15 protein-coding genes are annotated in these 13,539 nt (G+C 38.9%); all 15 read right to left on the reverse strand.

Going from position 1 to position 13,539, the window contains the following annotated elements; all coding sequences use genetic code 11:
- Positions 1-858 carry a glycosyltransferase family 2 protein gene (locus V8V91_RS05500; protein WP_373399203.1) on the reverse strand — a complete coding sequence of 286 codons (858 nt, stop codon included), beginning with the start codon at positions 856-858 and terminating at the stop codon, positions 1-3.
- On the reverse strand, positions 848-1,624 hold the full coding sequence (locus V8V91_RS05505; RefSeq protein WP_373399204.1) for a glycosyltransferase family 2 protein: 777 nt from the start codon (positions 1,622-1,624) through the stop codon (positions 848-850). Before V8V91_RS05505 ends, V8V91_RS05500 begins: the two co-directional genes overlap by 11 nt.
- On the reverse strand, positions 1,624-1,881 hold the full coding sequence (locus V8V91_RS05510) for a hypothetical protein (protein ID WP_373399205.1): 258 nt from the start codon (positions 1,879-1,881) through the stop codon (positions 1,624-1,626). Before V8V91_RS05510 ends, V8V91_RS05505 begins: the two co-directional genes overlap by 1 nt.
- On the reverse strand, positions 1,874-2,308 hold the full coding sequence (locus tag V8V91_RS05515; RefSeq protein ID WP_373399206.1) for a glycosyltransferase family A protein: 435 nt from the start codon (positions 2,306-2,308) through the stop codon (positions 1,874-1,876). The genes V8V91_RS05510 and V8V91_RS05515 overlap by 8 nt, the downstream gene beginning before the upstream one ends.
- A 55-nt stretch (positions 2,309-2,363) precedes the next feature.
- Positions 2,364-3,566 carry a hypothetical protein gene (locus V8V91_RS05520; RefSeq protein ID WP_373399207.1) on the reverse strand — a complete coding sequence of 401 codons (1,203 nt, stop codon included), beginning with the start codon at positions 3,564-3,566 and terminating at the stop codon, positions 2,364-2,366.
- Positions 3,563-4,570 carry a glycosyltransferase family 2 protein gene (locus tag V8V91_RS05525; protein ID WP_373399208.1) on the reverse strand — a complete coding sequence of 336 codons (1,008 nt, stop codon included), beginning with the start codon at positions 4,568-4,570 and terminating at the stop codon, positions 3,563-3,565. The genes V8V91_RS05520 and V8V91_RS05525 overlap by 4 nt, the downstream gene beginning before the upstream one ends.
- Positions 4,560-5,651: a Wzz/FepE/Etk N-terminal domain-containing protein gene (locus V8V91_RS05530; RefSeq protein ID WP_373399209.1), complete on the reverse strand. Its 1,092-nt coding sequence runs from the start codon at positions 5,649-5,651 to the stop codon at positions 4,560-4,562. The genes V8V91_RS05525 and V8V91_RS05530 overlap by 11 nt, the downstream gene beginning before the upstream one ends.
- A gap of 49 nt (positions 5,652-5,700) precedes the next feature.
- A complete protein-coding gene (locus tag V8V91_RS05535) occupies positions 5,701-6,570 on the reverse strand; it encodes a glycosyltransferase family 2 protein (protein ID WP_373400625.1) in 870 nt (289 codons plus the stop codon).
- Positions 6,570-7,430, reverse strand: coding sequence for a glycosyltransferase family 2 protein (locus V8V91_RS05540; RefSeq protein ID WP_373399210.1), 861 nt, complete (start codon positions 7,428-7,430; stop codon positions 6,570-6,572). Before V8V91_RS05540 ends, V8V91_RS05535 begins: the two co-directional genes overlap by 1 nt.
- A 10-nt stretch (positions 7,431-7,440) precedes the next feature.
- Positions 7,441-8,688: a lipopolysaccharide biosynthesis protein gene (locus V8V91_RS05545; protein WP_373400626.1), complete on the reverse strand. Its 1,248-nt coding sequence runs from the start codon at positions 8,686-8,688 to the stop codon at positions 7,441-7,443.
- Positions 8,610-8,867: an oligosaccharide flippase family protein gene (locus V8V91_RS05550; protein ID WP_373399211.1), complete on the reverse strand. Its 258-nt coding sequence runs from the start codon at positions 8,865-8,867 to the stop codon at positions 8,610-8,612. Before V8V91_RS05550 ends, V8V91_RS05545 begins: the two co-directional genes overlap by 79 nt.
- 30 nt (positions 8,868-8,897) lie before the next feature.
- Positions 8,898-9,197, reverse strand: coding sequence for a DapH/DapD/GlmU-related protein (locus tag V8V91_RS05555; RefSeq protein ID WP_373399212.1), 300 nt, complete (start codon positions 9,195-9,197; stop codon positions 8,898-8,900).
- Positions 9,194-9,433, reverse strand: a complete 240-nt coding sequence (locus V8V91_RS05560; RefSeq protein ID WP_373399213.1) for a hypothetical protein — start codon at positions 9,431-9,433, stop codon at positions 9,194-9,196. The genes V8V91_RS05555 and V8V91_RS05560 overlap by 4 nt, the downstream gene beginning before the upstream one ends.
- A gap of 104 nt (positions 9,434-9,537) precedes the next feature.
- Complete coding sequence (locus V8V91_RS05565) at positions 9,538-10,857, reverse strand: UDP-glucose/GDP-mannose dehydrogenase family protein (protein ID WP_074224723.1); 1,320 nt, start codon at positions 10,855-10,857, stop codon at positions 9,538-9,540.
- 18 nt (positions 10,858-10,875) lie between these two features.
- Positions 10,876-13,512, reverse strand: coding sequence for an SLBB domain-containing protein (locus V8V91_RS05570; RefSeq protein WP_373399214.1), 2,637 nt, complete (start codon positions 13,510-13,512; stop codon positions 10,876-10,878).
- Positions 13,513-13,539: the final 27 nt, after the last annotated feature.

The raw sequence follows: 13,539 nt of genomic DNA on the forward strand, positions 1-13,539 counted from the left end.
TTATTTTCGACCAGGTTTTTTACCCAAATAAACACGCATTGATTCATTTGCTTCTACCCACCTTAATCGTTGTTTGATCAGGAAAAAGACGAATTTATCTGAGATCCCATATCCCGATAGGTGATAAACCTGTTGAATATCAGTGAACCTTATTCTGAACTTACCGATTAATTTCAAGATAATTAAGAGTCTGCTTTTTCCTTTGGGTAATCTTCCTCCAAATCGGATGGCTTTCACTTTCATCTCTTCCCAACTTGACCTTGCCGGGTGTTTCAACGACATCAAAGGGCTATAGCTTATTTTGAATCCTGCTTTCACAGCTCGATTGCAAAATTCCGAATCTCCCCCTGTCATTAAAGACGGATTAAAACCACCGATTTTATCTACAACCTCTTTTTTTACCAAAAGGTTAGCAGTAACGCTAAAACTGCCCTGTTCTACATAAAATGCATTGGGGAAGGCAAATGCTTTCTCAAACTTGACGTATTTGTTTTCAAGGTGAGAGAATACTTCGATCTGTCCTCCATATAAAGCTGCCTCTCCCTTTTCAAGAAGGTTTTTGGCTTGGTAAATCCAATCAGGCGCTGGAATACAATCTGAATCGGTAAATAAAACTCCCTCCCCTGTTGCTTCAGTCAACCCTTTATTTCTTGCTGAATAGGAACCTGGGGTAGATTCAGTCAAGAATTTAATTGGAAAAGAAAATTTTTCATTGGGTATGTAATCATCCAAAGGATCATTATTAACGATAATCACCTCAAAGATTGAATCGATATTTTCTTGATGATCCAGCGCTTTGAGGCATAAATTCAAACGTTCCCAATCTTGATAAACAGGAATTATTACACTAATAAACACGCCGCCGGATCTTATTTTTCGCTTTATGAAAGTAGGTTTTCAATACCCCAAAAAAGGTGTAATGCATGAAATAATAAATGGATTTAAAAAGACTTAGGTGTTCAAATTCACGATAAACAATCCATTGGTACTTGGCAGCCTTGAATTTATTCCCTGAAATAGAATCATCCCTTAGCCTGTATTTTGCCAAGGGTTGATTAATACCATAGGCGAAAGGGATTAGCTTCAATATTTTAAGCCAAAGTGCAAAGTCCTGTCTTTTGGATATGATCGGCATATACACTTTCCCTAGCTGTTCTGTATCGTACATGGCTGTCAAACAACCAATGGAGCAGGTTTTTAATAAATCATGGTGATTAACTTTTGCGGGAACCTCATGTTCTCCTACGATGATATCATTCTTGATTTTAAAATAACCTGCAAAAGTAAATGCATGCTTATTTTCCAACATAAACCTCACCTGGGTTTCAAGCTTATTGGGCTCCCAAAGATCATCACTATCTAAAAATGCGATAAACCTGCCTTTCGCCATTTCAATCCCTTTATTTCGACTGACGGCAGCACCTAAATTTTTTGGATTTTCATGCAAATGGATTCTTGCATCCAATTCTGTATAGCGGCTAAGAATATGAATACCATTATCATTAGAATAGTCATCTATCAAGATCAATTCCCAATCAGAGTAGGTCTGAGCAATAATAGACTGTATCGTCTCCTCGATATGAGAGTGGGCATTGTAAACAGGAGTAATTATTGATACAAGCATTATCCTTTATTGATTGAATTGAAACCTATCAAACTTTCTTTGAATGAACTAAAAAAAGAAATAGATTTTTGCGGTTTTAAGTATTGCTTTATTAAAAAAGCCATGCCCAACACTAAATTAAAAGAATAGCCATACAACCTTTTTATAAGCGCTCCTTTACTTTTATAATAGCTTGCATCCAGAATTTTCCCGGAGCTTTCAAGTGGATGCATCACGATATATTCTGGTACAAAATAGATGTTTAGACCTTTATTCATTGCGTCGTTTAAAAAAATGGTTTCTTCCCCACTTGGATAGGAAGCCCCAGGCCAAATCGTTCATCAAACTTAATTCCAGCTTTTTCAAACGTTCAAGCTTGAATACGATTTCTACTGAGGACACGGTGTAAATACTCTTTCGTGTATGTTTAAAAGAACTCTCTGGGTAATTTTTATAATTCTCTCCTGTTGGAGTCAATATTTTGAAGGTAATAATATCGGCATCCGGAAATTCCTGAAAAGCTTTTTTGATTTTAGCGTCAAAATTCTCGCAGAAAGCCACATCATCATCGGCAATTAAACCTAATTCAGCCTTCCCATTTTCCAGGGCCCGGTTTCTGCTCTTTGACAATCCTTTTTCATCAAAGGAAATAAACTCTAAGTTTTCATCCTGGAAGTGGATTCCAGTTTGGTTTTGAGAAATCACCAAAACATCAAATTTTTCCCTTTGAACGAATCTGGCGATGGATTCATTGTGGAAATCAGTACTTGAAAATCCATTTATATTTTGGCAAGTAATACGCTAATGCTTGTGCAGCAATACTCAATATTAATAAAGTTGCAGGCAATCTATGACGAACTGCACCAAGCAAATGAAATTCAAAAAAAGCCGACATACCCACGTAAACTCCAATATAGATCAACCATAAGGAATATTTCTTAATGTTTTTTATGAATGTTAAACATATAAATAACAGGAAAAGCAGATACAGTCCATCCGCAAAATAGGCCAATTTTGTCCAAAATGGGATGAAAATAATTACCGGAAAAGGAGCCAGTAAAAATTGAAAAAACAAGCCTGGAAAATCTAATATTAGGTCCAACCATGTTCTCCAATCCACTTCTGGGTAGGTAACTCCAGATTCAAAATAATTCATACGTTGTACGTTTCTAAACAACGACAAACTCTCAGGTGATATGGGGATATTTAAAATACTGGTGGACAAATAATTCAAGGAAACGAAAAATAATGGAAATAAGACTAAAATAAGACCAATTACCATTTTTCTGCTCAACTTCAGTTGCACTAAATATTGCAACCCTACGATGATAAAAAAATACAAAAGAAGCTGGATCCTAAGAATCCCTGCCAAAATCACTCCCAATATCAGAAAGTAATTGAGTTTGTATTTTCCTGTCATTCCGTAAAAGAATAACCCCAAGGCCAGGACAAAATAACTCTCTCGAAGTGGCGTGAAAGAGTAAACCACTATGGAAGGGGCCAATGCAGCAAGTATTAAATAAAACCGCTGAACCCACACATCCTGAATTCCATAGGTTCGATTAAATGCCCCCGCCAAGAAAATCAGTCCAAGTTGGAAGAATAAAATATTGAATAAGAAATAATTAAATATGGATTTCAGTGAAATCAAATAGATTGGAATGGCTAGAAATTTATAGCCTATTTTCACCCCTATCGATTGATTGTGTGGGGTTACACCGGTCTCTAAAATCCTGGTAAATAGATTCGTATCAGGGAAATAAGGAATCAGTTTGATTTTAAAATCAACTAAGCCGATAGCAAGATAAAAAAGCAGCAGACCAAGAAAATGGAGGTTGATATACTTATTGTCTGAAATTAAAATCCTTTTGGCAAACGTCGTCAGGATTAAATAAACCAAAACGAAGTAAATGGGCAAAGTAATTAAATGCCAAAACTCAATATTTTCATAATAGGCTTTCAATGGTTCAACTTCTTTCGGATTGAGTAAGCATATTTTTTGAAAACCATAAAACTCAAATACTTTCTAAATCGGCTGGAATTGGTCATCCAAGTTCCATAAACCCAAACCAGAAAGCTGAATTCATTAGCTAGTTTAAGCGACTTCGAATCCTCAAGATTCGCTTGCATAAGGTTTTTAAGCATCTTTACATCCTCTAAGCCAAACACTTCCTCAAACCTGAATAACAAATAAATAAATAATCCCTGGACCCGTAGATAGTCTTTAGGGGGCAATACCGACTTCAATTCAGTGGCAAAAGCAAGCCCTTGATTCAATATAAACCTCCGTTTTTCTTTGGTGACTTTTTGATGAAACTCGGATTTCCGGTAATAGGATGTAACAGGTGCAACATCATCCAGTTTGAACTTGATGGCAGGAACTGATAATGCTCTTACATGGATATCCACATCCTGAAACCTCAACAATCGTTCGTTAAACCCATTTATTTTGGTGAAAAACTCTTTCTTCCAAATCCCACTACTGGTATGCCATGGAATCATGTATTCCAAAAACATGTTCCGGTATTCAATAGCAGATAAATGGATATTGAGGTTTGGGAAAAGGGGAGTTGCCTGATCTATATCTTTCGTAAAATGGGCTGTCGAATGAATTACTAAATCTTCATCAGCTATTGAATTCACTCTATGTTCAAGGCAATTTTTACTCAGTAAATCATCCGCATCAAGAAATATCAGATATTCTCCAGAACTCTTTAGGACTCCGAAATTCCTACATGAATTGGCACCTTTGGGAAGTTCACTAGGCCTATTTAACAGTCTGAAACGATCATCTCTATCCACATAAGCCTGAGCCTTACTCACGGTACCATCCTTGGAGCCGTCATCTACTACGACACACTCCCAATTGGAATAGGTTTGTTGGAGAATAGACTCTAATGTGTCAGCAATTAACCGTTCGTTGTTGAAACAGGGTACAACTACAGATACTTTCAAATCAGGCTTCAATTTCTTGATGTAGCTTGATGTATTGCTTGATGTAAAGAATAAAAATGAAAATCAGCCCAAAAACAAAACCTAAGGTGATGCTGAATGCCAAAGTCAATGGTAGGTTTGGAGCAATAGGCCTATTTGGTATAATAGGGGGTTCAATCTCCGTAAATATGGGCTTTTGATTGTTTAGTTCAATTTTTGAGGTTTCTAACTCTTTTGCGATGGTTCTATATAATTCAAACTTTAGGTTATATTCCGAATTTAAGTTTTGCTCTATGGCTTTCATACTTTCCAAAAACAAGCCTTGATTCCTTTCCCTAAAAGTGGTCAAGGCGTTTTGAGCTTCTTTAAAACCCTCCTCGCTTTTTTGGTATTGAACTTCTAAATATTGAACCTGACTTTTTTGCTTTTCTTGAAGATATCTAGTGGAATATTCTACTAATAAATCTTTTACCATTTTGGAAAATTGGAATGCCAAATTTGGTTCTGGCATGGTAGTAGAAATGATTAACAACCTACCCTCAGAACTTGCAGTGATCCGCTCAGAAATTCGATACAAAACATACATCTCCATCGGTTCATACTTTGTTCTGTTTTCCATTTTGATAGAGTCTCTATCACTATCATTTACTTGAATACCTGGTTTAAAAACTGAAAGCGGGCTTTTTAAAAACTTGTAAATTTCATTATCAGGCCTTGTTTCCACGAAATATTTGAAAAGAGAAACTGAATCTGGATAGATTTCAGATTTAATTTTTGAATTCATCAAATCCTCCAAAAATGGCTTGCTCTGCAAGATCATAGGATATAGTGCAGGATCCAAGGTGGCCAATTCCGCTGAGGAACCCGGAACGGCAAATCCTGCCACCTGTGCCAAGGACCCTAGACCTCCGGCAGAACTGGTGTTTTGGCTTTCTACTAATAAAATCGTCTCTGAAGAAAATGAGGTTGGAGTAGAAATATAATAAGCAAGCCCTATCAGTATAAAGATTACAATGGTAGCTATCAGTACTTTCAACTTAGCTTTACCTAATTTCACTAAGTTGAGAAGTGTAAAATCATTTTTTAGCAGGATAGTATTTAGTTGATTTTTCATAGAATAAAATTCTGATTTACGAAATCCTGATCTTTTTGAACATGTCTTTTCATTCTCTTTCTGCTTTTTTATGACCCAAGTCCAATTTCAACATTTCCTTCATCCCAATGCATTCTACATACCAGGTGGCAAAAAACAGCTTAGTTTTTTCTGATAAACTTAGATTAGGATAACCAAAGATAGAAACATGAGGCCTGATAAAATGTAGTCCGAAAAGGAGTTTTTGCTTCGGAGTATAGAATTTATAAAATCTGGAATACATACCTCCAATCGTCCTTTTCTTTTTCTTAATTAGTTCATGTAGATTTTTTCTAGAAGGGTGAGCCACTACCACATCATGACCATATCCCATTTTGAATCCACCGTCTGTTGCCCGCTTTGTCCATTCAAAATCACCCCCAGACATCAGTGTTTCATTAAACTTCCCGATTGTTTCTATGACTGATTTTTTACAGATCAAGTTGGCAGTCACGCTTTGACCTTTTTGAGTCACATTTTTAAATTGATTAAAAGAAAAGGCCTGTTCGTAAATAAATGCCAAATGGTTTCCTCCATTGGGTTTAAAAAGCGTCATCCTTCCTCCCACCAGATCAAACCCCTTCTCTATTTCCTTGACCCCATTTTCTAACCAATGGTTGGATGGAAGGCAATCAGAATCAGTAAAGGCAACTAAATCGGACTGAGCTTCAGCTATCCCTTTATTTCTGGCAGCATAAGAGCCTGGTTTGGCTTCTTCCAACACCCTCAAATTGCCTTCAAAAGGCAAATCTGGAATCGGTGATCCAGGCTTATTGTTAATAATCAATACTTCAAACCGGTGTTTTTCAAAGGTCTGTTGATTCAAAGCCTGGAGACAGGCTTTGAGAAGCTCCCAATTCTCATAGGTGGGAATGATCACTGATAGCTCCACCTGTGACATCAAAACTTCAATTTTAAAATCATGCTTGAATAGGAGAACGCAAGCCCCCAAAACTGATTTTTCAAGCTTTTCTTCCAAAGCATGATTATTTCAGGTTTGCAATACTTGAATATATCCTGATTAAACTTTCCTCCAGAATTTGAGCGCAGGGAATCATAAAACCGGAACTTAGAAATCAGGTGCTTTTTTAAATCACCTTCATCGTAGTTGGATTGGATGGAGTTCTCATGCATCCTCCTATAGCAATGGACATGATCAAATACCTCAAACCTTGGTCTGGATAAGATCAGCCTACTATAGAATTCCCGTTCCTGCCTTCTTTCCAATTTTTCGCTGAAATGGATGGGAAACTTCTCCAGGAATTTCCGCTTAAATAGTGGTCCTGGGGTAAGAAAGAAAATTTGATAGGTCAAAAAATCCTGAATGAAGTTATTGGAATGGAGACTGTATTCTGGGGCCAAAAACGCTCCATTTTTGAAAAACTTACCCATCTTGGTAACCACAAAATCAAGTTCTTTTCCTTCACTTAGTAATTCAACTTTTTCCTCGATCATGTTTTGGAGCATCAGATCATCGGAGTCAAAATATTGAATGTATTCTCCCTTTGATTGTTCGAAGCCAAAATTCCTGCAGGCACAGCCTCCTTTTATTCTATCGTTTGGCCTGGAATAAACCCGAAATCTCGGATCCGCTTTGCTGTATTCCTCTAATAGTTTAAAACTGTCATCCGTGGAGTGATCATCTACCAGCACACACTCCCAATCCGTAAAAGTTTGCGCTTTGATCGAATCCAACGTTTCCGAAATCAAGTCAGATCTGTTGTAAACGGGAATAATTATCGAAACCAGAGGGGAATGCACTTCCAAATTTTTAGCTGGACTTGAGTGAGGAAAAGTGTTTTATATCCTTTTTTATCTCACCTTTCAATCCAAGGAGATACATCGCTGCCATTAAAATAAAGGTGATGAAATAATGCAGCCCCAGAACCTCCCTGGACAGGATTCCTATAAGAATCATGGCGACAATGAAAAACCATGTTTTTTTCATGAATGCAAAGACCTCTCGATAATCCAACCCAATGAATCGCTTTAAAATAAAGACTCCAATCACCACTTCTGTGGATTTGTTTATGAGAATTGCGATGGATGCTCCATTGATCCCATAGTAATAGATACCGATGGTGAGCATTGGAATAAAAATAAAAACTGCTTTGAAGAGTTGAAGTTTAAATTCCACATCTGCTCTCCCAATCCCTCTTAATAGCACCGTATAACTATTAGCCATCATATGAATGAGGATGGATAGAGAGATGATTTTCAATGGAAAAACTGCTTCCAGCCATTTTTCTCCAAATCCATACCTGATTACTTCTTCTCCCAACACCACAAAAACTGCCATGATAGGACTGATAATCATACTGTTGTATTTCAATACATTGAGGTAATTTTTCTTGATTTCTACCGGGTTATCCTGGATGGTGGAATAAACAGGAAACATCACCTTATTTATAATTTGAAGTACTTGACTTCTGAACGTATCGGTAAGTATGAATGCAAACGTATAGATACCTAGGTAATAGGCACCCACCCATTTACCTATTAGTAAATAATCGATTTTTGTGATGAGGTTATTGAAAAATTTAGTACCCGTAAAATAGAAGCCGAATCCAAAAATCTTATTGAAATCCTCTTTTTCCCAGATAAATTTTGGAGTCCATTTAGTGGCATGCATAAACAGTGGAATGGCTACAATAAATCCTGCCACTGAATTAAAAACCAAAGACCAATACCCTGCCCCTAAAAGCGCCAACGTAATCGATAATACCCCGGAAAACACATTGGAAATATTACTGATGATGGCCATTTTCTTAAAGTCCATGATCCTGGTCAGCTGAACTTTGTGGATGACAATAATGGAGTTAGAAATAATCCCAACAGACATCACCGGAATGATCTGCAACAAAACGGGTTCCTCGTAAAAACTTGACGCCAATGGAGCCACGATAAAGGCAACAGCCAAATACGTGAGAAGAGACCACCCTAAATTGGTCCAAAATGCGGTGTATAATAGGTTAGGAGTATAATCCGTCTCCTTTTTTGAATCAGTGCTGCCCCAAATCCCAGGTCATTGAACACCTCTACAAAACTGATAAACACGATCGCCATCCCGACTACCCCAAATTCCTCGGGTACCAAGAGTTTTGCTAAAATCAACTTGATGATAAAAGCAAAGGATTTGTTTATGATCAATTGGAGGGCATTCCAAAATACCCCTTTAATTATCTTTTTCTGTCCCAACGCTCCTTGATTTTGCCGGTATTCCTTTGATCACCATTCCTTTTCCAAAAAACTTTTGGTTACCACTGCTCCAGCTCCCACGATTACTTCATCTCCCAATTCTACTCCGGGAAGGATTACTGCCCCAGCTCCAATCCTGCATTTCTTTCCAATTTTTGAGGCACCCAGTAACATGGCCCCGGGACCTATTTCACTGAATTCTCCCACTGTACTTTCATGATGCACACTGGCTCTGGTGTTGATCAGCACACCTGTTCCAATCTGAGTCTTGGGTCCAAGAAAACTGAATGGGAAAACATCAAACTGAAACTGGTGTATATCCTCTTTCAACGATGAACTGCCATGGAGCCCGGTATAGATCCCCCAAGATTCGTCAATAAATGGTATAGCTTTTCTCTATGGATTGGATTACCTACCCCCAGCATGAACCGGGGATCCTTTTGGAAGGCTTCCTTCAATTGCTCCTCTCCACAAATCAAAGTTGGATGCTCCTCCAGATTTTTGTTGGATGGATGTTCATCAAAAAAATGATTTCTGAATCGGAAATACCTTCCTGTATGAGGCAATATTTCAATTCATGGCCATGTCCTCCAGCCCCAGCTATTACCATATATTTATATGTAATAAGACATAGTTATGCCCCTGAGAAAGAACCCAGGGGCAATTAGTATTACTTCGATCCGATATTGTATACCTCAAACCCAAGAGTATTCAAGTATTTTCTATCATAGATATTTCTACCATCGAATATCACTTTGTTTTTTAGGAGTTTGGATACTACATCCCAACTTGGAATTCTGAACTCAGACCATTCGGTCACGAGCAACAAGGCATCGGCATCCACCAATGCATCGTATGAATCCTTACAATACGTCACTTTATCAAACAGGTAATGTTCCTTCGCCTCTTCCATGGCAACGGGGTCGTAAGCCCTCACGCTTGCTCCTGCTGCTCTTAACTCATCAATGATCACCGCTGCCGGTGCTTCCCTCATGTCATCGGTATTGGGCTTAAAGCTCAACCCCCACATGGCAAAAGTCATCCCTGATAAATCTTCTCCAAAATGTGCTTTCACTTTATTGGCCAACACATGCTTCTGGTCATCATTCACATCTTCCACAGCCTGAAGCACTCTCAGATCATATCCATATTGTTTGGCTGTCTTGATGATGGCTTTGACGTCCTTTGGAAAACAGGATCCACCATATCCCACTCCAGGATAAATGAATTTATTTCCAATTCTTGGATCTGTTCCAATTCCTCTTCTAACCATATTGGCATCGGCCCCAACTTTCTCACATAGGTTGGCAATGTCATTCATGAAAGAAATTTTTGTCGCCAACATCGCATTTGCCGCATACTTGGTCATTTCTGCTGAAGGAATATCCATATAGATGATTCGCTCACCACTCAACTGAAACGGCTTATACAAACGCTTCATGATCTCCTCTGCACGGGTATCATCCACCCCGATGACAATTCTATCAGGTTTTAAGAAATCCTCCACGGCAGCTCCCTCTTTCAGGAATTCAGGGTTTGAAGCTACTGCAAAAGGAAGATCAGATCCTCTTTGATCCAAGGCATTTTTGATGGCCCCTCTTACCTTTTCCCCAGTAGTCACTGGCACCGTACTTTTGGTAGCTACCACAATGTAATCTGACATCTTTTGACCAATCTCATCAGCCACTGCCAATACATATTTTAAATCGGCAGAACCATCTTCTCCAGGAGGGGTGCCAACTGCGATAAATGCAACAGATGCACCTTGAATTGCCTCCCCTAAGTCTGTGCTGAAATGTAATCTTCCACTTTTATAGTTCCGAACCACAATTTCTTCTAGACCTGGTTCATAAATGGGCATGATCCCATTCTTTAATTTCTCGATTTTCTTTTGGTCAATGTCCACACAGGTAACTTCGATACCTACGTCAGCAAAACAAGCTCCTGATACCAAGCCTACATAGCCGGTACCAACTACTGCAATTTTCATAAAATTATTCCTTAAATATTAATTTAATAATCGATCAACAAGGATCCCTAACGTTGCTAAACTTGAGGCAAGTCCTATCCAACTTGCTGCACTAAGCCTATTTCTCTGAGGTTTTTTGGGTACTACAATTTCAGCACCAGGTTCCAGCTCAGGGTAAAAATTTATCCCCAAAAAGTTATGCGTCCGTTTGGCATCCCCATTCGCATAAATCACATAGGTTTTAGATTTTCTAGCCTCTTCCGTGAATCCACCTGCTTTTGAAATGTAATTTTTTAAACTATTCTTTTTATTGTATCGGCTGGTAGTAGGTAACAATACCTCTCCTACCATCCTGACTGTTTGTAACTCTTTCGGTACCCGGATGATATCTCCTTCCAATAGGAATAAATCCTCATCTGAACCCGGGTTTTGCATAATTTTCTCCAAGTCAATCCCTACCAGATCCTGCTCTGAGATTCTTACTTGATTGATCGTGGAGTCCAGTGAAATGGTATCTTTTAAATTGGTGGATTCAAACAACTTCATTCTCTCCTGCTCCCTTTCCCTCAAGAGTCGCTCTTGCTCTTTTTGACTTAGCTTGGTGTTGATTCTCTCAAACATCAGTTCCTCGGCTTCATTGATGTTTCGGTTTCTTTCCGGATCCAAATTATCCTTTAGATTTCTTAAAGAGCCTTCCTTGATCTCTTCTTCCGTCGGGCCTTTATAGTACACGGTTCTCCTGATCAAACTAGCGCCCTTTGGATAAGCAAATTGAGTCAATCCACCCGCTCTTTTGATCACGTCAGAAATTCTTTCATCCGCTCCAGAGATTGCAAATTCTCCCGGGTGTACCACCTCTCCCTGCAAGGTAATTAACTGCTCTCTCTCAAAACCAGGACTTCTCCGAATAAAAACGTGATCAAATGGTTTTAAAGGCATGTTCGACTCCTCAGGAGTCAATTCTAAATTAGGATCTATAGACAGAGTGGAAATCTCTGCAATTTTTCCAGAACTAGGGTCTCGAACTCTTCGGGCAATTTCAATAGAGGCGTTGGAGGCGGATTGCAATAATCCTCCGGATCTTAAGATCAGGTCTCCTACCGTCATATTAGAAGCAAATGGATAGGTTCCGGGAAAATTGATTTCTCCGGATATTTTGACATAATATTCTTCTTGAATATCATACCTACTTGGGATAAATAACAAATCCTCGTTTTGGAGGGTAATATCAGGCTTGGTGCCATTTAAAATCCCCGCTAAATCCAAGGATTCGGCAGCAAGCGTCAAATCCGTACTCGTTCTATATAAAGTAGATCTATTGGTAAAGGCCTCTGGTTTCAATCCCTCAGCTTTCTCCACCAATCCTTTCACCGTTAGCTTGCCTTCTTCAAAAGAATATTCTCCAGGACGATTGACAGATCCTGAAATCTGAACTCTATTTACAAATCGATCCAAGGCCTCTCCTATTAGAATTTCATCTCCATCTTGGAGAGGAAAGGTGTTAAATTGACTTGAGGAAACATCAATTACTTTTCGTTCATTATCCTCAATCCTTCTGATGGTCACTCGGTCTTTATAAGCCAAGCTTTCAAAACCTCCTGTATAGATATATAAATCCGTTAAATGCTCTTCGGGCTTCACTTCGAATAATCCCTCCCTCCTAACGGGACCAATCACTTCAACCCTAGCCTGAACAGGTGGAACAATCACCACATCATTATCCTGTAAGGTAATATTTGAACTTTGCTCCCCTTTGGAGAGGAATTCATAGATATCTACTGTCGCTACTAATCTACTGTTTCTGTAAACTTGAATATTTCGAAATGCTCCGTTCTCATTGGGACCACCCGCCGCATACAAGCCGTTGAAAACGGTGGCAAAGGAAGGCAAGGTATAGGTACCGGGTTTCGTCAATTCACCGACCATGGAAACTTTGATGGATCGGATATTCCCCAATCGCAATTGGATGAACGTATTAGGATTTGCACCATTTAGCCCAGAGTATATTCTTCCCAAAGCAGTTTTGATTCTGGCTGTTGCAGCCTCAATGGTGGAGCCTCCTACCTGAATTGGCCCTATATTGGGCAGATAGACTCTTCCTTCTGGAGTCACATTCAAATCGAAAGACTGTTGAGATGCTCCATAAACATCCAGTAATAACTGGTCTCCAGCTCCAATCACATAGGATAAAGGAGTAGGAAGGTTGAGACTTGGAGAAAAATCCAAGTTTTTATTGTGGAATAACTTATATCCAAAAATCTTCTTCTGAACTGGCGTTAAATCATAATAAGGGTCCGATCTTCTAAGGGAGTCAAATACATCATTCTCTCCACCCCCAACTACTGACCTACCAGATCCTAATGGAGTCACACCTTCTGCAGGACTGACAGCCATTTGTAGTTGATTGATCCTCTGCCTCAATTTTGCGGCTTCCACAGCAGGCATGCCCCTTTCTCTCGCCAAGGCTTCCAATTGATTCACCGTCAGCCCATTTGCCTCTGCCCGTTTAAGCAATTGCTCTAACTGAGCATCCGAAAGATTATCTACTTTCAGGTTTTGGATATCCGAAAGATTTTGGGCCTGTACCACTAATCCTATCAAGAAAAACAGGATGGTAAACATAAAAACCCTGATATCTATTGTCTGATATCGCCTTCTTAAAGCATCTGCGATCATTATATTCTGGGTATTAACCATATAGTA

This window comes from Algoriphagus halophilus (genome assembly GCF_041729275.1).
Lineage (GTDB): Bacteria > Bacteroidota > Bacteroidia > Cytophagales > Cyclobacteriaceae > Algoriphagus > Algoriphagus halophilus_A.